The 24,545-nt window shown below is 46.8% G+C and carries 22 protein-coding genes and 1 other annotated feature; of the genes, 18 read left to right on the top strand and 4 right to left on the bottom strand.

From position 1 onward, the window contains the following. Window positions 1-31 precede the first annotated feature (31 nt). Window positions 32-1,369, bottom strand: a complete 1,338-nt coding sequence (gene brnQ, locus IV64_RS07745; protein WP_057706699.1) for a branched-chain amino acid transport system II carrier protein — start codon at window positions 1,367-1,369, stop codon at window positions 32-34. Window positions 1,370-1,696: 327 nt separating this feature from the next. Further along, window positions 1,697-2,344, bottom strand: a complete 648-nt coding sequence (locus IV64_RS07740) for an NAD(P)-dependent oxidoreductase (protein ID WP_057706698.1) — start codon at window positions 2,342-2,344, stop codon at window positions 1,697-1,699. Between the two features lie 150 nt (window positions 2,345-2,494). On the opposite strand from IV64_RS07740, the gene IV64_RS07735 reads away from it, so the two are divergent. Both IV64_RS07735 and IV64_RS07730 read left to right on the top strand, forming a co-directional pair. Next, a complete protein-coding gene (locus IV64_RS07735) occupies window positions 2,495-3,007 on the top strand; it encodes a tRNA (cytidine(34)-2'-O)-methyltransferase (protein WP_057706697.1) in 513 nt (170 codons plus the stop codon). A 131-nt stretch (window positions 3,008-3,138) separates the two neighbouring features. Then, a complete protein-coding gene (locus tag IV64_RS07730) occupies window positions 3,139-5,478 on the top strand; it encodes a DNA translocase FtsK (RefSeq protein WP_057706696.1) in 2,340 nt (779 codons plus the stop codon). Between the two features lie 80 nt (window positions 5,479-5,558). On the opposite strand, the gene IV64_RS14130 is transcribed toward IV64_RS07730, so the two are convergent. Next, window positions 5,559-5,681 carry a DUF4044 domain-containing protein gene (locus tag IV64_RS14130; RefSeq protein WP_083491607.1) on the bottom strand — a complete coding sequence of 41 codons (123 nt, stop codon included), beginning with the start codon at window positions 5,679-5,681 and terminating at the stop codon, window positions 5,559-5,561. A gap of 76 nt (window positions 5,682-5,757) precedes the next feature. Continuing rightward, entirely contained in the window at window positions 5,758-6,714 is a 957-nt protein-coding gene (locus IV64_RS07725) for a magnesium transporter CorA family protein (RefSeq protein WP_057706695.1), read from the bottom strand. Between the two features lie 302 nt (window positions 6,715-7,016). Between IV64_RS07725 and IV64_RS07720 the strand changes: the two genes are divergently transcribed. The 16 genes from IV64_RS07720 to ileS all read left to right on the top strand — a co-directional run bounded on the left by IV64_RS07720 (window position 7,017) and on the right by ileS (window position 24,197). Next, complete coding sequence (locus IV64_RS07720) at window positions 7,017-7,382, top strand: DUF3397 domain-containing protein (RefSeq protein WP_057706694.1); 366 nt, start codon at window positions 7,017-7,019, stop codon at window positions 7,380-7,382. Between the two features lie 181 nt (window positions 7,383-7,563). Beyond that, window positions 7,564-7,989, top strand: a complete 426-nt coding sequence (gene mraZ / locus IV64_RS07715) for a division/cell wall cluster transcriptional repressor MraZ (protein WP_057706718.1) — start codon at window positions 7,564-7,566, stop codon at window positions 7,987-7,989. A 33-nt stretch (window positions 7,990-8,022) separates the two neighbouring features. After that, on the top strand, window positions 8,023-8,979 hold the full coding sequence (gene rsmH / locus IV64_RS07710) for a 16S rRNA (cytosine(1402)-N(4))-methyltransferase RsmH (protein ID WP_057706693.1): 957 nt from the start codon (window positions 8,023-8,025) through the stop codon (window positions 8,977-8,979). Window positions 8,980-9,015: 36 nt separating this feature from the next. Next, a complete protein-coding gene (ftsL, locus tag IV64_RS07705) occupies window positions 9,016-9,399 on the top strand; it encodes a cell division protein FtsL (RefSeq protein WP_057706692.1) in 384 nt (127 codons plus the stop codon). Then, window positions 9,396-11,537 (top strand): penicillin-binding transpeptidase domain-containing protein, encoded by a 2,142-nt coding sequence (locus IV64_RS07700; protein WP_057706691.1) that lies wholly within the window; start codon window positions 9,396-9,398, stop codon window positions 11,535-11,537. The genes ftsL and IV64_RS07700 overlap by 4 nt, the downstream gene beginning before the upstream one ends. Window positions 11,538-11,566: 29 nt before the next feature. Continuing rightward, the gene (gene mraY / locus IV64_RS07695) at window positions 11,567-12,532 is read left to right on the top strand and encodes a phospho-N-acetylmuramoyl-pentapeptide-transferase (RefSeq protein WP_057706690.1); all 966 of its coding nucleotides are present in this window, start codon (window positions 11,567-11,569) and stop codon (window positions 12,530-12,532) included. Between the two features lie 123 nt (window positions 12,533-12,655). Continuing rightward, window positions 12,656-14,035: a UDP-N-acetylmuramoyl-L-alanine--D-glutamate ligase gene (gene murD, locus IV64_RS07690; protein ID WP_057706689.1), complete on the top strand. Its 1,380-nt coding sequence runs from the start codon at window positions 12,656-12,658 to the stop codon at window positions 14,033-14,035. Beyond that, entirely contained in the window at window positions 14,035-15,126 is a 1,092-nt protein-coding gene (gene murG / locus IV64_RS07685) for an undecaprenyldiphospho-muramoylpentapeptide beta-N-acetylglucosaminyltransferase (RefSeq protein WP_057706688.1), read from the top strand. Before murD ends, murG begins: the two co-directional genes overlap by 1 nt. A gap of 36 nt (window positions 15,127-15,162) precedes the next feature. Then, window positions 15,163-16,026 carry a cell division protein FtsQ/DivIB gene (locus tag IV64_RS07680; protein ID WP_057706687.1) on the top strand — a complete coding sequence of 288 codons (864 nt, stop codon included), beginning with the start codon at window positions 15,163-15,165 and terminating at the stop codon, window positions 16,024-16,026. Between the two features lie 134 nt (window positions 16,027-16,160). After that, window positions 16,161-17,507, top strand: a complete 1,347-nt coding sequence (gene ftsA / locus IV64_RS07675) for a cell division protein FtsA (RefSeq protein WP_057706686.1) — start codon at window positions 16,161-16,163, stop codon at window positions 17,505-17,507. Window positions 17,508-17,535: 28 nt separating this feature from the next. Further along, on the top strand, window positions 17,536-18,840 hold the full coding sequence (gene ftsZ, locus IV64_RS07670) for a cell division protein FtsZ (RefSeq protein ID WP_057706685.1): 1,305 nt from the start codon (window positions 17,536-17,538) through the stop codon (window positions 18,838-18,840). Window positions 18,841-18,863: 23 nt separating this feature from the next. Further along, window positions 18,864-19,295: a cell division protein SepF gene (locus tag IV64_RS07665; RefSeq protein ID WP_057706684.1), complete on the top strand. Its 432-nt coding sequence runs from the start codon at window positions 18,864-18,866 to the stop codon at window positions 19,293-19,295. 12 nt (window positions 19,296-19,307) lie between these two features. Further along, entirely contained in the window at window positions 19,308-19,571 is a 264-nt protein-coding gene (locus IV64_RS07660) for a YggT family protein (protein WP_083491606.1), read from the top strand. 25 nt (window positions 19,572-19,596) lie between these two features. Next, window positions 19,597-20,382, top strand: a complete 786-nt coding sequence (locus IV64_RS07655) for a YlmH family RNA-binding protein (protein ID WP_057706682.1) — start codon at window positions 19,597-19,599, stop codon at window positions 20,380-20,382. Window positions 20,383-20,401: 19 nt separating this feature from the next. After that, window positions 20,402-21,103 carry a DivIVA domain-containing protein gene (locus tag IV64_RS07650; RefSeq protein WP_057706681.1) on the top strand — a complete coding sequence of 234 codons (702 nt, stop codon included), beginning with the start codon at window positions 20,402-20,404 and terminating at the stop codon, window positions 21,101-21,103. A gap of 13 nt (window positions 21,104-21,116) precedes the next feature. Beyond that, window positions 21,117-21,330 (top strand) — a binding site (T-box leader). 68 nt (window positions 21,331-21,398) lie between these two features. Then, window positions 21,399-24,197: an isoleucine--tRNA ligase gene (ileS, locus tag IV64_RS07645; protein ID WP_057706680.1), complete on the top strand. Its 2,799-nt coding sequence runs from the start codon at window positions 21,399-21,401 to the stop codon at window positions 24,195-24,197. The last annotated feature ends 348 nt before the right edge of the window (window positions 24,198-24,545 follow it).

The following is a 24,545-nucleotide window of genomic DNA, read 5'->3' as shown; positions in this document are numbered from 1 at the left end:
TGAAACGGCTTTTTAACGTGCACGTGTGATATCAGTTAGTCCGTTGGCGGCGACTACCGATAAGCCCGATAATGAGTCCCAGCAAGGCGGGAACGACCCAGCCGAGGCCTAAGCTAGCAAGTGGGAGCCAGTTGTTCAGGCGAAGCAATAAGTGCAACCAACCGTGGGCGGTCAGATTAGCAGGCAGGGCGTTGACCCCGGCTAAGACAGCCGGAATCAGCGTCCAGGCGGTGGTCATACCGAACAACCAGCGTGACGTGCCTAGCCAAGGTGAGGCGACCGCTAGCAAAATGAGCACAATGGCTAGGGGGTATAAAAACATCAATAACGGCGTTGAGTATTTAATCAATTGGGTTAAACCGGCGTTGGCCAGAATTGCGGGTAGCACGCAGGCTAGCGTAATCAACCAACGGTACGACAGTTTCGGAAACATGCCGTGGAGCGTGTCACCAAACGCGCTTGTTAGACCAATTGCTGTTTTTAAACAGGCAATGATCACAATTAAGGCTAGTAGCCCGTTGCCGAGTGGGCCGAAGTAGTGGGCGGCAATTTGGGCTAACGTCACGCCCCCGTTAGCGGCCGGTGCAAACTGTCCTAAACTCATCGTCCCAATAATCGCCAACAGGGCGTAAATTACCCCCATCAAAGTCATACTGATGATACCGGCCTTGATAGTGTCGGTCGCAATTTGCCCGGGGTCGGTCACACCGAGGTCTCGAATCGCGTCAATGACCACGATTCCAAAGGCTAAGGAGGCTAAGGCGTCCATGGTATTGTAGCCTTCGGTAAAACCGGTTAATAACGGCTGTGCTGCGTAGGCGCCGCGTGCCGCTACGTCAAAATTTCCCAGTGGTTTGATCAGGGCGACTAGCATTAACGCGCCTAGTAAAATCAAGAATAGCGGTGTTAGCCATTTACCAACGTAGGTCATGATCCGGCCTGGATTCAGTGCTAACAGCCAAGTGACTAGGAAAAACAGCCCTGAGAATCCAAGCAGGACGCCAGCTTGGTGTCCCGGTGCGACGAAGGGGACGAGCCCAATTTGAAACGCCGTGGTGGCTAAGCGGGGCATCGCAAATAGGGGGCCCAGCGTGAAGTACAGCAGAACGGTAAACCCGTACGCATAGGGGCGGTTGACCTTAGCAGCAAGGTCAAAGACGCCACTACTTCGCGTTAAGCCCATCCCAATGACGCCAAGAAGTGGGAGACCAATCCCGGTGATGAGCAGGCCAATAATAGCACTACCAACGTGGTGGCCAGCTTGTTGACCTAAGTAAATGGGAAAAATTAAGTTACCGGCGCCAAAGAACAGCCCAAATAACATTGTCCCAATAAAGCCTAAGTTACGTCTTGATAGACGGGTTTGCATCTAATCCCTACCTTCATTTGTTTAGTGTCGCTTTTATAATCAATCAGCTTAGCATATTTTAGTAAAAAATGAATGAGAGTTACGTGAAGTTGTGAGGGAGATTGTCAGAAAAAGAGTGTGTGCGCCAGAACTCAAAAAGCTATTCAGAAATAGTTGATATTTCTGAATAGCTTTCCTTATTATGATGGTCGAAACGTGAGCCAAAAGGCAATTTGTTCCGCTTAACCCAAAATCAGCGACCATTCCAAACCCAGGAATGATCGCTGATTTTACGGTAATGCTCACAAACTGACCGCTTTTTGGCTCACTCTTTAGAAAATATGAATCCTATTTGTTAGCGACGGTAAAGCGGCTCTGATGATGCTTTGGTTGTTCAATTTCATCTAAGACGGTTGCCGCCATTGTGCCACTGTTCGTCGCCGAAACGCCGGCCGCGTTAACCAATAGTTGGTCAGTGCCTAAAATGGCAGGAACGGCTGGTCCCGCATGGAAATCAGCTGCGGGTGAGATGCCGACCCAGTCGACGTTAGTGACCGTTTTTAGAAAGGTTAATTCGGCAAGCTGGTTTTGAGGAATTGCCACGAACGGGGCGTTGGCAGGATCACTTTCGATATCTTTAACAAATAGGTGGGCGTCGTCGCCAGTGGTTAAACTACCAGCACCGAGAATGAAGACGAGGCGCGGACTAGTTTGATTCCGCGTTAGGGCAACCAATTTGGTGGCGAGGTCAACGTGTAAATAAGCCTGATCTGGCCGACTTGCCATGGCATCGACAACCACGTCAACGGCTTGCAAATCGGAAGCCGTCAGTTGAAAGGCATCTACGGCCCGGGTCGTCAGGTTGGGGTTAGTTGGTAAAGTTGCCAATTTTTCAGTGGAACGCCCAATGGCAATCACGGTGTGGTTCCGTTCTAGTGCGGCGCTCGTAATGGCAGAACCAGCCATCCCGGTTGCGCCAATAATCATAATTTTCATAATAGTCAGCTCCTTATTTTTGTTCATGGATCAGTATAGGGAAAGTGCAAATGGAACGCGAATAATAAGACTTATTTGAAAGGGTAGGCGGTGATGGGCGCAACATGGTATGATAACAAGTAAGATTACTATATAAAAAGGAAGATCGTTTTGACAAATCACATTGCACTATTTGAACCACTCATGCCAGCTAACACTGGTAATATTGCGCGGACCTGTGCGGGGACCGATACGGCGTTACATTTGATTGAACCGCTGGGCTTTAAAATTGATGACAAACATTTAAAGCGCGCCGGGCTGGACTACTGGGATAGCGTCGATATTACTTATCACGCGGACTTACAAGAATTTTTAGCTAGTATTCCAGATTTAGATCAGTTGTACCTAGTTTCCAAGTTTGCAAGCCATGATTATAGCGACGTCGACTACAGTGACACGAGTAAGGACCACTACTTCCTGTTTGGGAAGGAAACGACCGGCTTGCCAGAACCATTCATGCGGAAATATCCGGAAAAGGCGATTCGGATTCCGCAAGACGATTCACATATTCGGGCGTTGAATTTATCCAATTCGGCGGCGATTGTGATTTACGAAGCTCTACGGCAACAAAGCTTTCCGGGCTTGGAACGGTCGCACCACTATCAGAATGACAAACTAAAGTAATTGAAGGTTGAACGCGTGCGCTAACTACGGAAGTTAGGGCGCGTTTTTTGGCGGAAACAGCCATTCCGAACGTAGGTTTGGTATAATAGAAGAGATGCGACAAACGTAATGAAAAGAAAGGATGAACGAACGTGGCGCGCAAACAGTCAACAACAAAAAAACGGCGTCCAACTAGTCGTAAAAAGTCGACCACGGCGGTCAAACGACAAATGACTGGGAACGTGATTGGTCTAATCGGCGTCCTAGTCACGGTATTAGCCTTTCTCCAAGTCGGGCTAGTCGGAAATTTCTTTGCGGAATGTTTTCGTGCATTTGCCGGAAACGCCTACCAACTCTTAGCAGCGCTAACGTTATTAATCGCCGGCTACCTAATGATCTTTGGTCGCTGGCCACGGCTGACCTGGCGGTGGTGGACGGGTGGTAACTTAGTGTTCTTTAGTTACCTGTTACTGCTAGAAATTCCGACGTTTAACCGTTTAAATCGCCACACTGCCTTTTGGGCTGTAACCAAAAGTTTACTGAAAAGTGATTTTGCTAAGGGCGGGATGTCCAGTGACCTTGGTGGTGGCTTAGTCGGGGCGGCTGGTTACAGCGTCACCTACCCACTATTAGCTAATTTTGGAACGGTGTTAATCGCCCTGATTTTAATCATTGCGGGAATTTTTATTGCCTTTAACTTACCGTTTCACGAAACGATGCAGTTGCTACGGACATTTTTGATTAACGTTGGGCAAAAGATTCGGGTGGGGGCCGAGTGGCTTTCACGCAAGATCCGGGTCCAGGTTGCCCGCTGGCGGGTGCATCAACAAGTTAGGGCTAGTCAGGAAGACCAACCTAAAAAAGCGCCGACTCCAACTAGCGCTGCACCGCAAGCGAGTCAGGCGGCAAAGCCAGTCGAATCAGCGGCACCAACGAGCAGTGCGCCAGCAATTACGGTTGCCAGTGAACATGAGGCCCCAACGAGTAACGCGCCGACCTCAGCGGCTGATGAAGCCAGTCTGATGGGAACCGAAGTCGCTGACGAATCCAATTATGACTTGCCATCTTCAGACTTACTAACTAAGATTCCTAAGACGGACCAAAGTGCGGAATACGCGACGATTGAAAGTAATTCGGAGAAGCTGACCACGACCTTGGCTAGTTTTGGGGTTCAGGTGGAAGTTAAAAACGTTAGCTTGGGGCCGTCCGTAACGAAGTATGAGCTGCACCCAGCAGTGGGGGTCAAAGTCAGCAAGGTGGTTAACTTAGCAGATGACTTGGCGTTAGCGTTAGCGGCTAAAGATTTACGGATTGAAGCGCCGATTCCGGGGAAGTCCTTAATCGGGATCGAAGTGCCTAATAAGCAAGTGTCGACCGTTTCGTTTAGAGACATTGTCGAGGCCCAACCGGCGCACCCAACTAAACCGTTGGCCGTGCCGTTAGGACGAGACGTTTCTGGAAACTTAGTAGTGGCGGATCTATCTAAGATGCCCCATTTACTGATTGCCGGGTCTACCGGGAGTGGGAAGTCAGTGGCCATTAATGTGATGATCACGGGGTTATTGATGAATACTAAACCTAATCAAGTTAAGTTTATGCTGATTGATCCGAAGAAAGTGGAGCTTGGTATCTACAATGGCATTCCGCACTTACTGACGCCAGTTGTGACGGAACCGAAAAAAGCGGCGCGGGCTTTGCATAAAGTCGTGGCCGAAATGGAACGGCGCTACGAGCTATTTGCCGATTCCAAGCAACGTAATATGCAAGGCTATAACCAGTACATTCGCCAGCAAAACGCGGCGGACGGCCAAAACCGGCCAGTGTTGCCATACATTGTGGTCGTTGTAGATGAATTAGCCGACTTAATGATGGTGACGTCCAGTGAAGTTGAAGACGCCATTATCCGGCTGGGGCAAATGGCCCGGGCGGCTGGAATTCATATGATCCTAGCCACGCAACGGCCGTCGGTTGACGTTATTACCGGTTTGATCAAAGCTAACGTGCCTTCACGAATGGCGTTTGCCGTTTCTAGCGGGACCGATTCGCGGACAATCATTGATAGTAACGGGGCTGAAAAACTGCTTGGTCGCGGGGATATGTTGTACCAGCCAATGGGGATGAATAAACCGTTGCGGGTGCAAGGCGCCTATATTTCTGACCATGACGTTGAAGAAGTCGTTAACTTTATCAAGAATCAACAGTCAGCAGAGTACGATGATAGTATGCTTGTCAAAGACGACGAACCGGAAGCGGGCGATGATCCGCGTGATGGTGAAGACGAGTATTATGCGGAAGCCGTTGAACTAGTGACTGACCAACAATCGGCCAGTGTATCGATGTTACAACGCCGGTTCCGAATTGGGTATAACCGAGCGGCTAGAATTGTTGATGAAATGGAAGAACGGGGCGTTGTGGGACCGTCCGAGGGCAGCAAGCCACGGAAAGTCTACCGTCAAAAATCCGCTGATGATGCGGAAGACGATCCAAACTAACCGCAATAATAAAAAATGCACGGTGCAATTAAATCCCGTTTTGGGATCAACTGCACCGTGCATTTTTTGATTTCGTATGATTAGCTGAAGCTTAAAAGTCCTAGTCCGGATAACGCGCTCAAAACTAGTGACCCAACGGTCGAAATAATCATTAACCACACGATGACCATCGTGATTTTTTGGAAGGTTGTCTTTTTCTTCATAGTTTTCGTTTGCACCACACTTTTTAAGTAATTCTTTCATAGTTTAACGTGTAATCGACTATTTTTCAAATAACTATTAAAAATAGTCGTGGTTACGTAAATATTCAATCCCGATAATACACAAGATAATGATGCCCAGCATGATCCAAGTAAATGCGTGCACCACACCGGCACCCGGCAGCTTAACGTTCATGCCGTAGATGCCGCCAATAATCGTCGGGATGGTTAGCACCATGGTGAGTGAGGTTAAAAACTTCATCACGTCATTTAAATTGTTGGAAATAACGGCGCTGACCATCTGGCTGTACTGTTGGAGAATCTGATTGTTCGTGTGGGTCATGTCGACCGCTTGTTTCGTTTCCACCATGATGTCGGTTGTAAACGCGACGTGGTGGGGCGCGTTGAAGTGGGTAGCGGACGCTTCAACCGCGGCTAAAACGGGGCCGTTTTGTGTGAGGGCCGCGTCGAAGCGAATCAGCGATTTTTGATAAGCCATAATGCGAAATAGCTCTTCGTTATGCGTGGCCTGATTTAAATGCCGCTCCAGTAAGTTAGTTCGTTGATTGATCAAATTTAAGGCGCTGACGTAAGCGTGCTCGATATACCACATGATGGCTAGCACGAAGTCTTCGTGGTTATCTAAACTGAGCTTAGACGAAGTCGGGTCCATCACGAAATCCTGAATGAAGCTGGCCGGGTAATTGCTGATGGTTAAAACGACTTGATCCGTCAAAATCAAAGCAAACGGATAGACCTGATATTCCAAATAGCCGAGGTCACTAGTCGTCAGTTTAGGGTATTGCATCACGATTAAAACGGGTTCGGTGGCGGTCGGTTGGTCCAATTGTTCCGTCCGGGAGACTTCCGCGTCGTCTAAGACGGCCGTTAAATAGTCCTTAGGAAAATGAAACGCGTTTGTTAACTGATTGATTTCATTAATGGTCGGTCGTTCGACGTTGATCCAGTAAGGTTGGTTAGGATCATTAGCCGTTGTTAATAACCCGTTGGGCCCGGTAGTAAAGTATTGCAGCACGTGTGCCACCTCCGATAACTTTACTTTCCATTATAGGGCTGACGGCAGTGATTGAAAAGCAGTCCTATAATCTCTATAATTAAACCGATACTAATTGTCAAAGTAGCAGCGATGGTTATTTTTGAATTAAGCGCTCCGTCGGGTAGCCTTGTGCTATGAGGGACGGTCTCAGCCGAACTGCGATCTGAAGTATTTAATTTTTAAATTGACCTTTTAACCCTTAACAGAATTAAAGAAAGGAAACGTGCGAATCCGTTTTAAGTAAGGCCACTTGTTTGGATTTGTCATAGTAGGAATTTACGATGAATGAGTTATTGACCACTTGGTTTGGGCAACTTATCTTTTTGGCGCTCGTTTCAATCATTATTTTAGGATTGCGACGGCTGACCCGAAAAATTTGGCCCAATGGTTTAACGTTAATTGATTTTTGGCCGCCGTTTTTGATTTTGTTCACCCATTTCCTGACCCTTCAAGCCACGGAAAGCTCAATCGTGCCGTACGAAGTGATTTCAATGATGGTTTTAGGAATCGGTTTAACCGTCTTGGAAGTCATTCAACGGGGGGAAATTATTTACCGGCGCTTTTTCAGGCTTTATTGGCGGCTAATTGACCTATTAGCAATCGTCGTTTATTTGGTTGCTTTAGTAATTAACTTATTATTCAAATAACGGGCTAAATGATAGAAAGCCCCCCACTAATCCCCACCTAACGAATCAACGTTAGGCGGGGATTTTTTGACATTTTGTTAACAATTTGGAAAAGTAATAAAACGATGTGGTAGGAAGTGGGGGGGTGTGGTAGACTTGAATTATGTTTAATGAAAGGGGTTGACTGACCGTGGCGCCCAAGATGTTTTTCGGTGAATTTGAACACGCCTTGGACACGAAAGGTCGGTTGATCATCCCAGCCAAGTTTCGTGAGTTACTTGGCGACAGTTTTGTGATCACGCGGGGGATGGATGGTTGCATCTTTGGCTATCCAGCCGCGCGGTGGGCCACATTACAAGCGCAATTAGACGATTTACCGCTCACTAAAAAGGATGCACGGGCGTTTGTCCGGTTCTTTTACGCAGCAGCGGCTGAATGTGAACTTGATAAGCAGGGGCGAGTTATGATTCCCGCATCCCTGCGCAACTACGCTAAGTTAGAAAAACAATGTGTGATCGTTGGGGTATCGGACCGTTTTGAAATTTGGAGTGCGACTAAGTGGCAAACCTTTGAGACGGAGACCGCCGAGAACTTTGATGATCTCGCTGAAAATTTGATTGATTTTTAATTCATAAGGATTTTATGGGAAGGGGGCGCAACAGTGGCAGAATTTGAACATACCACCGTCTTACTACATGAAGCGGTTGCGGCGTTAAATATTGATCCTGCAGGCATTTATGTGGATTGTACGTTAGGTGGCGGGGGACATTCCCGCGAAATCCTAAAACAGTTGGGACCAAACGGACACTTATTTAGTTTTGATCAGGACCAGACGGCGATTGACTATAATCAATCCAATTTGGCCAGTTATTTAGAGAGTGGCCAACTGACATTTGTTAAAAGTAATTTTGCCAATCTGAAGCACGAATTAGCGGACCGCGGCATTGACCAAGTCGACGGAGTCGTTTATGACTTGGGGGTATCATCACCACAGTTTGACGATGCCGCCCGCGGCTTCTCGTATCAACACGATGCGCCACTTGATATGCGGATGGATCAAAGCCAGGACTTAACCGCGCAAACGGTCGTTAATACTTGGCCATACGCCGACTTAGTTCGAATCTTTTACCGGTATGGTGAGGAGAAATTTTCTAAGCAGGTTGCCCGGGCAATCGAGCGGCAACGCGAAAGCCAACCGATTGAAACGACTGGTGAACTGGTTGATCTCATTAAATCAGCCATTCCTGCCCGCGCACGGCGGACGGGTGGTCATCCAGCCAAACGTGTCTTCCAAGCGATTCGAATTGCGGTAAACAACGAACTGGGTGTATTAGAAACGTCACTGGAACAAGCGGTTGATTTGATTGGTGTCCATGGCCGGGTCAGCGTCATCACGTTCCAATCCCTGGAAGATCGGCTTGTTAAGACGATTTTTAAGGAACACAGTGAGTTACCTGAGTTACCACCTGGTTTACCAGTCATTCCTGAGGGGATGCAGCCCGATTACCGGCTCGTTAACCGGAAGCCAATTGTGCCAAGTGATGAAGAAGTGACGGCTAATCGGCGGGCTCGTAGTGCTAAACTGCGTGCCATCGAACGGTTACGTGTTAAAGATTAATTAATGAAATAGATGAATGTTAAGGAGTGATTCAAAATGGCCCAGAATGGATTGGCACGGGAGCTGCCGAAGCAGAATCCCGGTGCTACCACAACCCCGGTACATAAAACCGTTGTAACCCCCAATCCTGCAATCAAAACGCAGCGGGTACCATTTTCTGCGTTTGAGAAATGTTTGAGTGTGACACTTGGCTTGGTGGTTTTCAGTTTGGCAATTATTTTAGTTTCAACCAACATTGCCATTGGTAATTCTCAAAGTAGCTTACAGGCGGTGCAAGCGAAAGTTTCCAAGGTGGAGGCAAGCAATACGTCTCACGCCCAAGAAATTAGTGAACTTTCAAGTCGTAGCCGGTTAAACCAAGTTGCAAAGAAGTACGGCTTATCGCTAAACAACGGTAACATAAGGAATGTTTACAAATGAATAATAAGAAACAACGAATGACTTCGAAACGGTCACCGAAACAAAATCGTAGAATCTTTGGCCAATGGCTATTTTTTGGAGCGATCCTCGTATTTGGTGTTTTGATCATTCGTTTTTCGTATATCGCAATTTCCCACCACGCCAACGGGACGAACCTCGTGGAAGCAACCAAAAAGTTGTATACGACGGATCAGACCATTACGGCAAAACGGGGGACGATTTATACGGCAAACGGCGATCCAATTGCTGAAGATACGAGTACTTACACCATCTATGCCATTATGGCGAAAAACCAGAAGGATGCTAATGGTAAGGCGCTGTACGTCAAGAATGATAGTCAGGTTGCAAAGGTATTGTCGAAATATTTGCCGATTAGTTACAAAAAGGCGTTAGCAACGCTCCAAGATGGTACTGGCAAGTTCCAAATTGAATTTGGAACGGCCGGAAAAAATATTTCGTTGACGACGAAGGAAAAAATCGAAGCGCAAAAAGTTTCGGGATTGCACTTTATTGAGTCGGAAGCACGTCTCTACCCGAACGGGACCTTTGCGTCCCAGCTCGTGGGACTTACCAATGCGAAGCCGGTCAAAGGTTCGGAATCAACGCGGTTAACCGGATCAATGGGAATTGAATTAGCTTTCAATAAACAGTTATCTGGGACAGATGGCCGCAAGACCGTTACAAAGAGTGGGTATCAAGGTAACGTCGATACCGGTAAAAAGGTCAAAGACGGCGAGAACGTTTATACGACGATCGACAGCAAGCTTCAGACCATTTTGGAGACAAAAATGTCCGCGGTCGCGGATCAGGTTAATCCGAAGTCGATGACGGCAACCCTGATGAATGCTAAAACGGGTGCAATTCTAGCAACGACCCAACGCCCAACGTTTAACTCGCAAACCAAGAGTGGGTTGAGTAAGATGTGGCGTAACTTGCTCGTCGAGGATACCTATGAACCCGGTTCAACGATGAAAGTCTTTACGATGTCAGCAGCCATTGACAGTGGTAATTACAACCCTAACGTGACGGTTCCCACTGGGACTTATCGAATTGATAACAAGATTGTTCCCGATTGGAATACGAGTGGTTGGGGCAACATCACATATGCCAAGGGATTTGCTTTATCTAGTAACGTTGCGATGGCGCACTTGGAACAAACGATGGGTGCCAAAACTTGGCTAAAGTACATTAAGCGCTTCGGCCTGCGTTCGAGCACGAATAGTGGTTTAGCGAATGAGCAAACGGGCTCAATTCAGTTTACTTATCCGATTGAACAAGCGGATACTTCGTTTGGGCAGGGGGTTCAGGTCACGGCGATGCAAATGCTGCGCGGATTTACGGCCGTTGCAAATGGTGGTAAAATGCTACAGCCATACTTTGTTTCCAAAGTGACGAATCCGAACACCAACAAGACGGTCTTTAAAGCAAAACCCAAAGTTGTCGGGCAACCGATTTCTGCCAAAACGGCTTCTCAAGTATTGGGACACATGCAAGACGTTGTGTATAAGTCTTACGGGCTTGGGGGCGCATATAAAATCAAGGGTTATCGGATCGCAGCGAAGACCGGGACGGCCCAAGTCAGCAACGGGAGTACCTACGCAACGGGCGATGATTCTTACCTGTATTCCGTTGTTGGGATGGCACCGGCTAAAAATCCCAAATACATTATGTATATCACCATGAAGCAGCCAACACTCGGGAGTACGACGGCAACTGATGAAATGGCAAGTATTTTCAAGACCGTTATGCAACGGGCACTTGAGGAACAAAAAGCCAGTGAGTCAAAGACGGCAACAATCAAGATGGCTGATTTGACGGGTAAAAGTACGACGACCGCTGCCAAAGATGCAAAGCAAAGCGGCATTAAACCGGTTGTCGTAGGTAAGGGTAAGCGGATTGTGAAACAGTCCATTTCGTCTGGTACCGTCCTTTCTAGCGGTCAGCGAGTCGTCCTTGTGACTAACGGACAGATGTATATGCCTGATTTGACGAGTTGGTCGACCAGTGAAGTCGCTGACTTTGCCAGTCTAACGGGGCTGAAGTTGACGACTAGCGGTACGGGCTACGTGAAGGCCCAGAGTATTTCGGCTGGTAATCCGATCGACGCTAAGGAAAGTTTGAGCGTGACGTTAAAGTAATTAATTAAGTTTTAGAATGGAGAATTGTTGTGAGTTTATTATCATGGGTAGCGGCCCTAATTAGTGGGTTTATCATCGTGTTTGCGTTAATGCCGTCTTTAATTCGTTATTTCCGCGCGCGTAAAGAGGGCCAAATGATTCGCGAAGAGGGCCCTAAATGGCACGAAAAGAAATCTGGGACCCCAACGATGGGCGGGTTGTTATTTATTATCGCCATCTTGGTCACGACCTTGTGGGTTGGTTTTTGGCAAGGCTTGTTACAACCAACGACCTGGATTCTAATGTTCATCTTAGTGCTTTACGGGGCGCTAGGATTCTGGGATGACAGTATTAAGTTATGGCGGAAGCAAAATGAAGGGCTAAAAGCATGGCAAAAGTTGCTTGGGCAAATCGTTGGTGCGGTCGTCTTTACACTTGTTTACCAGAATGAACATTTGACGATGGGCCTAAGAATTCCCGGTGTCGGTGATTGGTCGCTAGGTATTTGGTACATGATTTTCGTCATTATTTGGCTCGTTGGGTTTTCCAACGCCGTCAACTTGACGGATGGCTTAGATGGGCTAGTTGCTGGTCAAGCAACGATTGCTTTTGGTGCGTACGCGATTATCGCGTGGGCCCAACAACAATATAACGTCGCGTTATTCTGTATTGCAGTGGTTGGTTCCTTGCTAGGTTTCTTTGTCTACAACCACAAACCCGCAAAGATCTTCATGGGTGATATGGGTTCGTTAGCCTTAGGTGGTGCGCTAGCTGCCGTTTCCATCTTGGTCCATCACGAATTGTCACTACTTATTATCGGGATTATTTTCGTTATCGAAACGGCTTCGGTTATGTTACAAGTTGCTTCATTCAAGTTAACGGGAAAACGGATCTTCTTAATGAGTCCAATTCACCATCATTTTGAAATGAAGGGTTGGAGTGAGTGGAAAATCGACATCGTATTCTGGTCGATTGGTTTAGTGGCTGCCATTATCAGTGTGGCAACAATCATTTAATGACTAACTTTGGGCGTATCAATGGCGGATTTACAAACCGATGATACGCCTATTGGCATTTAGTCCACTGAATATTAAAATAAATATATTGTGTCTATCAATAAATTAGGGAGATCTTGGTATATGAAGTCGGTTGAACAGTATCGCAACCAAAAAGTTTTGGTTTTAGGACTTGCAAAGAGTGGGGTCAACGCTGCTCGCTTGTTGCACAAGCTAGGGGCATTTGTCACGGTCAATGACAAGAAGGATTTTGATAATAATCCAGACGCACAGGAGCTGTTAAGCGAAGGCATCAAGGTCATTACGGGGGGACACCCGCTATCTTTATTGGATGAAGATTTTAAGGTGGTCGTCAAAAATCCAGGCATTCCGTATTCAAATCCGATTGTGAGCGGGGCGCTTGAAAAGCACATTCCCGTTATCACTGAAGTTGAATTAGCAGCCCAAATTTTGGAAGGCGAACTGATCGGGGTTACCGGGACGAACGGTAAGACCACGACAACGACGTTAATTACCATGATGTTGAACCAACGAAACAATGCCGGCAAGGCTTACGTCGCTGGTAATATCGGGGTTCCGGCCTCAACCGTCGCTCAAAAAGCGCAAGCCGCCGATACGATGGTAACGGAACTCTCAAGTTTCATGCTTTGTGGGATTGATACGTTACGTCCCCACATTGCCGTTATTACGAATATTTATTCAACCCACTTGGACTGGCATGGAAATCGCGACAATTATGTTAAGGCGAAGATGCGCATTACAATGAATCAAACGGCTGATGATTATTTAGTCATCAACTGGGACAGTCAAGAATGGCGTGACCTCAGTAAGCAGTCTAAGGCACAAGTTGTACCATTTTCACGTCAGGGCAATAGTAAGGCTGGCGCCTATGAAGAAAACGGCAAGTTGTACTTTAAAGATGAATACATTATGGATGCAAAGGCCATCAAGATTCCGGGAGACCATAACGTTGAAAACGCCTTAGCAGCCATTACGGTTGCTAAGTTGCAAGGGGTCGCAACGAGTGGCATTGTCCAAGTCTTGAAGACGTTTTCTGGCGTTCGTCACCGGACTCAGTACGTTGAAACTTATGAAGGTCGCCAGTTCTACAATGACTCTAAGGCGACGAACATCGTTTCAACGGAAATGGCGTTGAAAGGCTTTGACCAACCCGTTGTCTTATTGGCTGGTGGTTTGGACCGGGGCAATACGTTTGAAAAGCTTGCACCCGCGTTAAAGGACCATGTTAAGACCCTCATCGTGTTTGGTGAGACGGCGCAAAAGATGGCGGATGCCGGAAAACTTGCCGGCATCGACGACATTGAATTTACTGAAAACTGTGAAACGGCGGTTCCAGTAGCTTGGAAGCGGAGTAATTCAGGCGACATTATTATGTTGTCACCCGCTTGTGCCAGCTGGGATCAGTACCCGAACTTTGAAGTGCGGGGCGACCGGTTTATTAAAGCAATTGAGAAGTTAACTGGAAAGGCGGAAGAAAACTAATGCGACTAATGATTTCTGGCGGCGGTACCGGGGGCCACATTTACCCGGCATTAGCCTTGATCGAAGCGCTAAAGGCACACGATAAACACGCCGAAGTTCTCTACGTGGGGACTCATCGGGGCCTTGAAAGTCGAATTGTCCCAGAACGCGGCATCGCGTTTAAGACTATTAAGATTCAAGGCTTCAAGCGGTCGTTATCCCCACAAAACTTCAAGACGGTTTACCTGTTCTTAAAGAGTGTGGTCACGGCTCGCAAGTACATCAAGGCATTCAAGCCGGACGTCGTGGTTGGGACCGGTGGCTACGTGAGTGGTGCGGTCGTTTTCGCGGCCAGCCAGATGCACATCCCCACGGTGATTCACGAACAGAACTCCGTTGTGGGTGTGACCAACAAGTTTTTGAGCCACTTCGTGAATAAGATTGCCATTTCGTTTGAGAGTGCGCGGTCACAGTTCCCAGAAAAGAAGGTCGTCATGACCGGGAACCCCCGTGCGCAACAAGTGGCTAACATTCAAAAAACTGCGGCTTTGCAAGCATACGGACTAAAAGACGACGTTCCCACGGTCTTGATCTTTGGGGGAAGTCGGGGGGCAGCTCGAATCAACGCTGCCACTGCGTCCGCGGTACCAGAGCTTAATAAACGGGACTATCAGACGCTCTTTGTGACTGGTCAAGTGCACTATGACAAAATCATGGATAGTCTCTCAAAGACAACGTTAGCACCCAATGTTAAGATTGAACCGTACATCAAAAATATGCCAGCAATCCTGCCGGAAATCGCCGTGATTTTAGGCCGGGCGGGCGCAACGAGTATTGCTGAAATTACGGCGCTAGGAATTCCATCAATCTTGGTGCCTAGTCCTTACGTGACGAATGATCATCAAACGAAGAACGCACAGAGTTTAGTTAACGCTGGGGCGGCTGAACTAGTTAAAGAAGCCGATTTAACGGCAACGAGCCTGCTCAAAGCGGTCGATGGTTTAATGCTTAATGCCGACCATCGTGAAGATATGGCTAATAATGCGAAGAAGCTCGGAATGCCCGATGCAGCTGATCAGTTATTGAAAGTCCTCGAATCCGTGGTCAAGTAAAAAACGTAACCTTATGAAGATGAAAGGGTGGGTGTGATGGCCATTTTTAAGCGAGCACCTAAGGACAAAAGGCCGGAACAACTAACCCCTTGGGAACGCTATCAGCGACGCGCTGAACAAAATGAGGCCCAGTCAAAGAAAAGCCATTTTAGTAGGTGGGGTAAACAACTGCGGATCGGTGATAAGTTACCAAAGTTAAAAACCCAGCGCCGCCGCTTAGTGGTTAAACGTGCGGCGCTACTCATTAGTTTGTTTTTAATGGGCATCGTGATTGCAGGGTATTTTATTTCACCACTTAGTCACGTCCAACAAGTCAAGGTGTCAGGAACGGATGGGTTGACGGTAAAGCAGGTGACGCGGGCCACGAAAATTCAGCCAGGGGTTTCAATTTGGGCTGTGATTGGTCATGACCAGCGTACGAGTCACCAAGCGAAACAACAAAATCCGCAGATTGGCAAAGTCACGACTAAGTTGGTTGGCTTAAACCAGATTCACATCAAAGTTAATGAAATTCGGGTTGCCGGTTACTTGGTAGACGGCAATCATTATCAACGGGTCTTGGAAAATGGGTTGATTTTAAAGACGAGTTATTTGCAACCTGGCGGTGGTTCACCCATTTACGCGAACTTTAAGAGTGGGGCCCGGCTTGAAAAAATGATTGCCCAGTACGCAAAGTTACCTTCGGCAGTTAAACATGCAATCTCAGAAATTAAGTTTGCACCGACAACGTCCAATCCGCAGCGCATCCATTTATACATGAATGATGGGAACGAAGTCTATGCGACAATCTCAACGTTTGCAAGCAAGATGACGTATTATCCGGGTATCGTCGCAAAGATGAAAACTAAGGGAATTATTAACTTAGAAGTCGGCGCGTATTCGTATTCATTCAAGAAGTAGAATATTCTTCGAGAATGGTGGATGTGCTCTTTTTAAAAGCGCTTAGGATATGGTAAACTAGGGGTTAACTAGGTATGTAACTAAAATCTATAAAAATTTATATTTATGTAAAAGTACTAGGAGGTTCCTCTATTATGGATAATTCAGGAATTTATGTCGGACTTGATATAGGAACCACCTCAATAAAAGTCATTGTTGCTGAACGTGTAAAGGGACAAATGAACGTTATTGGTGTGGGTAGCGAACGTTCTAATGGTTTAAGTCGCGGTGTCATTGTTGATATTGACAAGGCCGCCAGTGCGATTCAATCGGCAGTACGCCAAGCTGAAGAAAAAGCAAGTATCGAAATAAAAAAGGTGATTGCGGGCGTTCCCGCTAACCTGGTAAAGATTGAACGTTGTCGCGGCATGATTGCCGTGGCTGATGAATCAAAAGAAATCAATAATGAGGATGTCCAAAACGTGGCTGCAGCGGCGCTAGTACAGAGCTTGCCACCGGAGCGCGAAGTGTTGGACGTGATTCCAGATGAGTTTGTCGTGGACGGCTTTGACGGAATTAAGGACCCCCGGGGAATGGTCGGTGTGCGTTTAGAGATGCACGGGACCCTCTTTACCGGACCTAAGACCATTATTCACAACACGCGCAAAGCCATCGAAAAAGCGGGACTGCAGATTGAACAAATCGTGATTGCACCGTTGGCGTTGAGCTCACTCGTGTTAAATGATGGTGAACAGGACTTCGGGTCGATTATTATTGATATGGGTGGCGGCCAGACTACGGCGGCGGTCATTCATGATCATCAGTTAAAGTATACTTATGTTGATCAAGAAGGCGGCCAGTATATCACTAAAGATATTTCGGTCGTTTTGAATACTTCGATTGAAAATGCAGAGAAGCTTAAACGGGACTACGGCTATGCCGATGCTCAGCAAGCCGCTGATGATGAGGAGTTCCCAGTTGACGTTGTCGGTCAAAGTACCCCAACGCAGATTAGCGAGCAATACTTAGCAGAAATCATTGAAGCCCGACTTGACCAAGTCTTTGGAAAAGTCAAACAACACTTGGATGAAATCCGAGCGTTAGAATTGCCGGGCGGCATTGTTTTAACTGGTGGCGTTGCAGCGATTCCTGGTGTGACAGAATTGGCTAGTCAACTCTTTGGTACCCGGGTTCGGGTCTTTACACCGAACCAGATGGGCTTAAGACATCCGTCGTTTGATGAGGCGTTAGCCGTCATCAAATACCAAGCGGCCTTAAGCGAAGTCGCGTTACTCGTAAAGAGTGCGTTAACGGGTGATACACGGGCAAGCGTTGCGCATGACTTCTCAGAAGTCGTCGATCCAATTGCTAGTGCACCCCGGACGAGTACTGAAAAAACGACCCAAACAACCAAACAACAACCTGAACAAAAACAGGACAATCCAGATCGGAAGGGTGCTCTTGACCACATTAAGGGCTTTTTCAACCACTTCTTTGATTAATTAGGATAGGAATGACGGAGGAAAAATAATGGAATTTTCTTTAGATTCAACCCAGAATTCAGGGGCAAATATTAAAGTCATCGGTGTCGGTGGCGGTGGTGGCAACGCTGTTAATCGGATGATTGCTGAAGACGTCAAGGGTGTCGAATTTATCGTCGCCAATACCGATGTACAAGCATTACAAACTTCTAATGCGGAAACCAAGATTCAATTAGGACCGAAACTGACCCGTGGGTTGGGTGCCGGTTCTAACCCGGACGTTGGTTCAAAAGCCGCGCAAGAAAGCGAAGAAGCTTTAACGGAAGCCTTACAGGGCGCTGACATGGTCTTTGTCACCGCTGGTATGGGTGGCGGTACCGGTAACGGGGCTGCACCCGTGGTTGCTAAAATTGCGAAGGATTCAGGCGCTTTGACGGTGGGGGTCGTAACCCGGCCATTCACGTTTGAAGGACCTCGACGGGCGCGGAATGCAGCTGAGGGGATTGCGCAGATGAAGGACAACGTTGATACGTTGATCGTCATTGCGAACAACCGTTTATTGGAAATCGTTGATAAGAAGACACCAATGATGGAAGCCTTCCAAGAAGCCGATAACGTTTTACGTCAAGGGGTTCAAGGAATTTCTGACCTGATCACATCACCAGGTTACGTTAACTTGGACTTTGCTGACGTGAAGACCGTGATGCAAAACCAAGGTTCTGCTTTAATGGGAATTGGTTCTGCCAGCGGCGAAAACCGGACCGCCGATGCAACCAAGCAAGCCATTTCGTCACCATTGTTGGAAGTTTCCATCGATGGGGCCGAACAAGTCTTGCTCAACATCACTGGTGGCCCAGACATGTCACTTTATGAAGCCCAAGCTGCTTCAGACATTGTGTCACAAGCGGCAACGACTGATGTTAACATCATCTTCGGGACTTCAATCGACGAAAGCTTAGGCGACGAAGTTCGGGTCACCGTTATTGCGACCGGGATTGATCAAAAACAAAAAGAAATTCAAATGGGAACCACTTCCAGCCGGACTGAAACGAGTCAACAACGGGGTGGCATGTTCTCTAGCACTAGTGAACAAAAGCCAGCCAGTGAAGCTGTTAACATGGCACAAAGCCAAGCACCAGCGAATAGTAACGATCCGTTCGGCAACTGGGACATTCGTCGCGAACCAAGCAGTTCACGACCAGTAAATAACAACAACAATGGTTCCGAATTTAAAAACGTTGAGAAGGCTGACTTTGACGTCTTTAACGACAATGGTCAGACTGATGATAACAACAATGATGATAATGGGGACTCATTAGATACACCGCCATTCTTCAAACGGCGGCGTAAGTAAGACACTGAAGGGAGCGATCATAGATGGCCGGACGATTTAGTTTTAGTAACTTTTTTGGCGTCGGTGATGATCAATTAGATGACCAGCCGGTACAGCCTAGTCAGGCTGCGCCGCAAGCGTCAACCAATCAAGCAGCCAATACCCGGACCGCGCCAAAAGTCGTACCCATGCAAGGTGGTAAGTCGGTGAATAGTAAGATTGCGTTATTTGAACCGAAAATTTATTCAGACGTTAAAGAAATTGCGAGTCAACTACTCAAAAATCAAGCGGTAATCGTAAATTTTGATCACGTTGATGATCAAATGGCCCGCCGCATTGTTGATTTTTTGACCGGAACGGTTTACGCCATTAACGGTGAAATTGAACGCATCGGGGATGAAATTTTTCTTTGTATTCCAGAAAATTATGAAGTTTCTGGCAGTACGACGAGTCAATTCAATCCCAACAGTTTGTAAGGAGTGAGCGTACTGGTACTAAACATCATTAGCAGGTTATTTCAGCTCTACCAGGTAGCCATCGCCGTTTTTATTTTAATGTCCTGGTTTCCTGGCGCTTATAACACAAAAATTGGACAATTTTTAGGGCGGATCTGTGATCCATTTCTGAGCATCTTCCGGCGGTTTATTCCTGCCATTGCGGGAATCGACTTCTCCCCAATCATTGCCTTGGTCGTCTTACAGTTTGCTGAAAACGGCTTGCTTTACCTGTTACAAATGTTCGGAATCTATTAATTAAAAGTATAACGAGGATAGTATCGTGAATGAAAATTTAAAACAACATTTTCGCGATAGTGAAGCCCCATTTATTGAACAGGTCACTGGGTGGCTGCGCCAAGCAGCCGACCAGTACCGACCAATTTTAACTGCGTTTTTAAACCCGCGCCAAGTGTACATTGCTCAGACAATGGTTAACCAGTTAGACGACGTTCGAATGCGGGCCTTTGGCGGCTATCCGGGTGCGGAGTTGCAACGGATTTTATTTTATCCAAGCTACTACCAACCCGAAGAAGCCGACTTTCAAATTACCCTGTATAACATCGTCTATCCGGTAAAATTTGCGACGTTAAAGCACGGTCAAGTTCTAGGGACCCTGGCAAATTCCGGGGTCGAACGCGACGTGTTTGGCGACATTGTTTCGGACGGTGACGATTGGCAATTCTTCTGCGAAAATGAAATGGCACAGTATTTTGATGATCAGATCGATCATTTTGGAAAAACGAAGGTGCACTTAACGGCGATACCGTTAGCGAATGCCTTAGTTCCTGAAAATGACTGGGAGAGTGTCACAACAACGGTCAGTTCACTGCGGGCGGATAGTGTGGTCAAGGCGGCCTTTAACCTTTCACGGCACCATGCCAAGGAGCTGATCGAGGGGAAGCAGGTTCGCTTGAACTGGGCGGATTTACCAAAAGCCGACTACGAGTTAGCGTTGCTAGATATGCTGAGCGTGACCCACTACGGGCGGGTCCGGTTAGCGGAAATTGGCGGCGAAACAAAAAAGGATCGGTTACGGATAACGTTAAATATTATTCATAGCAAATAGATATTGGAGGAAATTTAGCATGGTGTTAAGTCCTGATGACATTCATAACAAAGAGTTTTCCACGAAGCTTCGTGGTTACAATATTGACGAGGTAAACGATTTTCTTGAACGGATTATCAAGGATTATCAAATTACCTTAAAACAAAATAAGGACCTCCAGGAACGTTTAGACGCTAGTGAAGGTAAACTTAAGTATTTCAATGAATTGAAGGATTCTTTGAACCAGTCGATCTTGGTTGCGCAGGAAGCTGCTGACAAAGTCAAGACGAATTCGAAGAAGGAAGCTGACATCATTACCCGTGAAGCACAGAAGCAAGCTTCAGATATTGTTAGTGAAGCCACGGACAAGTCTAACCAGATGATCGATGAGGCTTCACAGAAGGCTAAGCGCCTTTCTGTTGAAACTGATGACCTGAAGAAACAGACCCGGGTCTTCCGTCAACGCCTCCAAGTTATGCTAGAATCGCAGTTAGAAGTAGTTAAGAGCAAGGATTGGGATCAATTACTTAGCGAAACGAATACCGCTGATTACGCTGAAATTCAACACGTTTTAAAAGAAGATAGTCTTGACAATCAGAGTAATGCGAGTGTAAACTCAGAAGCAACCGTTGAAATTACGGAAGCAACTAGTGGTGAAACGCCAGTTGCTGACGGAGGCGACCAAGCCCAACAACAAACGGTGGTTGTTTTCCCAGATGACGATAACGACGGCCAAGCCTAGTTAAGTCATATCAGTTAAATTTTTGAAGAGAACAGTAAACAACTTAGTGAAACGCCCAGAGAGTTGCCGATAATGGAAAGGCAATCGTCCCTCACTAGGTTGCAGATCATCTCTGAATGTCACGTTGAACCAAGTAAGCGTGGCCGGTTCATGACCGTTAATCCATGCTAAGAGAGAATCTAAACAATTCTAAAATTGGGTGGTACCACGATAACTTCGTCCCTTGCAGGGCGGAGTTTTTTTGTGCCGTTAATTTTAAAATTGATTTGGTAAAAATTATTTAAGGAGTGATCAAATGCGCGTTAAAGATACGTTAAACCTCGGTAAAACCAAGTTTAAAATGCGTGGTAATTTACCAGTTAAAGAAGTCGAGCGCCAAGACGTTTGGACTGAAAACAAAGTTTATGAACAACGTCAAAAATTGAATGAAGGTAAGCCGAGCTTTATTTTACACGATGGCCCTCCTTACGCTAACGGTGATATTCACATGGGTCATGCCCTAAATAAGATCACCAAGGACTTTATCGTTCGTTACAAGTCAATGAACGGTTTCCGCGCACCGTACGTTCCTGGTTGGGATACACACGGTTTGCCAATTGAACAGAAATTAAAACAGGCCGGTTATGACCGTAAAAAGATGACCACCAACGAATTCCGCGAACTTTGTCGCGAATACGCGTTGAAACAAGTGGATCGCCAACGTGAAGAATTTAAACGCTTAGGTGTTGCTGGCGAATGGGACAACCCATATTTGACTTTGAAGCCAGAATTCGAAGCCGCTCAAATTCGTGTCTTCGGTGCATTTGCTAAACAAAACCTGATCTACCGCGGTAAGAAGCCAGTGTACTGGTCATGGTCATCCGAATCTGCTTTGGCTGAAGCCGAAGTTGAATACCACGACATTACGTCACCATCCGCATTTTTCGCTGAAAAGGTTACTGACGGCAAGGGTGTCTTAGATGACGATACTTACATGGTTGTCTGGACCACGACACCATGGACGATTCCTGCTTCTGAAGGGATTACGATTGATGCTAAGTTCGACTACGCGGTTGTTCAACCCGCTGGTGAAAGCCGCAAGTTTGTTTTGGCGGCTGAATTAGTTGACGAAAACGCTGAACGCTTCGGTTGGGAAGACGTTAAAGTCTTGAAGACCGTTAAAGGGGCCGATTTAGACCGGGTCATTTGTGAACATCCATTTGATGCCAGTCGGAAATTAGTCACGATGTTAGGCGATTTCGTTACCCTCGACTCTGGGACTGGGCTAGTGCATACGGCGCCTGGTTATGGGGAAGATGACTACCGGATCGGTATGAAGTACGATTTGCCAGTCTTTGCACCAGTTGACAATAAGGGTTACTTAACGGCTGAAGCCGGTGCTGACTTTGCTGGTGTCTTCTACGATGACGCCAACCAAATTGCGTTGGATAAGTTAAAGGATGCCGGGTTACTCTTAAAGTACATGCCTTACGAACATAGCTACCCATTTGACTGGCGGACTAAGAAGCCAATCATCTTCCGGGCAACGCCACAATGGTTTGCTTCCGTTGGGGACGTGCGCGATAAGATTTTGAAATCGATGGATGACGTCGAATTCTTCCCAGAATGGGGTAAGAAGCGCCTTTACAATATGATTCGTGACCGTGGTGACTGGGTCATTTCACGGCAACGGGTCTGGGGCGTGCCGCTACCAATCTTTTACGCTGAAGATGGCACTGCCATTATGGAACAAGAAACGATCAACCACGTTGCTGACTTGATTAAGCAATACGGTTCGAATGTTTGGTTTGAACGTGATGCCAAGGACTTATTACCAGAAGGCTATACTAATGAACATTCTCCTCATGGTGAATTTACCAAGGAAGATGACATTATGGACGTTTGGTTTGATTCCGGTTCATCACACCAAGGTGTCTTGGCTGAACGGCCATACCTTGATTACCCAGCGGATTTATACTTGGAAGGTTCAGACCAATACCGTGGCTGGTTCAACTCTAGTTTGATTACCAGTGTCGTTGTTTCTGGACACGCACCATACAAGCAAGTCTTATCACAAGGTTTCACCTTGGATAACCAAGGCCGTAAGATGAGTAAGTCATTAGGCAACACGATTGCGCCAATCGACGTTATCAAACAAATGGGTGCTGAAATCGTCCGTCTATGGGTTGCTTCCGTTGATACCAGCTCCGACGTACGGGTTTCTATGGAAAGCTTCAAACAAGTGGCTGATTCTTACAAGAAGTTCCGGAATACGGTTCGCTTCATGTTAGGAAACGTTGCCGACTTTGACCCAGAAACTGACCGGGTCGCTTACGACGACTTAGCTTCAGTTGACCAATACATGGCCGTTCGTTTGGACCAATTCGTTGCGAAGACGAAGGCCCACTATGATCACTACGACTTCCTCGACATCTACAAGGAACTCATCAACTTCTTAACGGTTGATTTATCTAACTTCTACTTAGACGTTGCAAAGGATATCATGTATATCGATGCTGAAGACAGCCATTCACGGCGTTCAATGCAAACGGTCTTCTATGACACCTTGGTTGCGTTAACGAAGTTATTCACGCCAATGTTGCCACATACGACCGAAGAAATCTGGCCATTCTTGAAGGAACCAGAAGAATTTGCACAATTGACGGACATGCCAGTCGTTCAAAATTACGCCAATGCTGATGATTTAATGGCAGAATGGACGCAATTCATGGACTTACGTAGCAACGTCTTAAAGGCTTTAGAAGAAGCCCGGGACGCTAAGTTGATTGGGAAGTCCTTGGAAGCACATCTTGACTTATACGTCGATGATGCAACGCAAACCTTCTTAGACAGCTTGAACACTAACGTACGGCAAATGTTAATGGTTTCTGCTTTGGACGTTCACACTTTGAGTGATGCACCTAGTGATGCTGAAACCTTTGGCGATCACGTTGCCATCAAGGTTAGTCATGCGGACGGCGAAGTTTGTTCCCGTTGCCGGATGATCAAGACTGACGTTGGCAGTGACAACGCCTACCCACAACTCTGTGCGCGTTGTGCTCAGATTGTACGTGAAAACTACCCAGAATCAGTTGAAACTGGATTAGAAGCTTAATCGCTGATCTTTGATTACTAACGGCACAATATTGATGATTGTGCTTGAATGATGGAGTCCCGCGTCAAACGGTGTTTGATGGCGGGGCTTTTTTGATTTGAAAGACTGAAAGGTAAAAATAAGACTTGGGTGTTGTTATAGTAACATTCGAATTTTTAGACCCGGTCGTCACTGATAACATGCGGTCGTGGGACCGGAGCTAGCCTGAGAGACGGTCCGGGGCACTTGCATAAGGCGCAATTGTCCCGGACCGTCCGTGGCCTAAGACCGGAAAGTCACCGGTCAAAAGCCACCTTCACGACCGATGTCATCAGTGCCGGCCTCTGATTAGCCAATCATAATAGCAAT

The sequence above is a fragment of the Lactiplantibacillus xiangfangensis genome (genome assembly GCF_001438845.1).
Taxonomy (GTDB): domain Bacteria; phylum Bacillota; class Bacilli; order Lactobacillales; family Lactobacillaceae; genus Lactiplantibacillus; species Lactiplantibacillus xiangfangensis.
This window is presented reverse-complemented; position numbering and strand designations above follow the sequence as displayed.

Excerpts from the sequence above, each read along its gene's own strand:
- IV64_RS07650 (WP_057706681.1), top strand. The coding sequence starts at position 20,402 with ATGGTGTTAAGTCCTGATGACATTCATAACAAAGAGTTTTCCACGAAG.
- IV64_RS07700 (WP_057706691.1), top strand. The coding sequence starts at position 9,396 with ATGAATAATAAGAAACAACGAATGACTTCGAAACGGTCACCGAAACAA.
- mraZ (WP_057706718.1), top strand. The coding sequence starts at position 7,564 with ATGTTTTTCGGTGAATTTGAACACGCCTTGGACACGAAAGGTCGGTTG.
- brnQ (WP_057706699.1), bottom strand. The coding sequence starts at position 1,369 with ATGCAAACCCGTCTATCAAGACGTAACTTAGGCTTTATTGGGACAATG.
- IV64_RS07720 (WP_057706694.1), top strand. The coding sequence starts at position 7,017 with ATGAATGAGTTATTGACCACTTGGTTTGGGCAACTTATCTTTTTGGCG.
- IV64_RS07680 (WP_057706687.1), top strand. The coding sequence starts at position 15,163 with ATGGCCATTTTTAAGCGAGCACCTAAGGACAAAAGGCCGGAACAACTA.
- IV64_RS07665 (WP_057706684.1), top strand. The coding sequence starts at position 18,864 with ATGGCCGGACGATTTAGTTTTAGTAACTTTTTTGGCGTCGGTGATGAT.
- murD (WP_057706689.1), top strand. The coding sequence starts at position 12,656 with ATGAAGTCGGTTGAACAGTATCGCAACCAAAAAGTTTTGGTTTTAGGA.
- ftsZ (WP_057706685.1), top strand. The coding sequence starts at position 17,536 with ATGGAATTTTCTTTAGATTCAACCCAGAATTCAGGGGCAAATATTAAA.
- ftsL (WP_057706692.1), top strand. The coding sequence starts at position 9,016 with ATGGCCCAGAATGGATTGGCACGGGAGCTGCCGAAGCAGAATCCCGGT.
- ileS (WP_057706680.1), top strand. The coding sequence starts at position 21,399 with ATGCGCGTTAAAGATACGTTAAACCTCGGTAAAACCAAGTTTAAAATG.
- murG (WP_057706688.1), top strand. The coding sequence starts at position 14,035 with ATGCGACTAATGATTTCTGGCGGCGGTACCGGGGGCCACATTTACCCG.
- IV64_RS14130 (WP_083491607.1), bottom strand. The coding sequence starts at position 5,681 with ATGAAGAAAAAGACAACCTTCCAAAAAATCACGATGGTCATCGTGTGG.
- ftsA (WP_057706686.1), top strand. The coding sequence starts at position 16,161 with ATGGATAATTCAGGAATTTATGTCGGACTTGATATAGGAACCACCTCA.
- IV64_RS07740 (WP_057706698.1), bottom strand. The coding sequence starts at position 2,344 with ATGAAAATTATGATTATTGGCGCAACCGGGATGGCTGGTTCTGCCATT.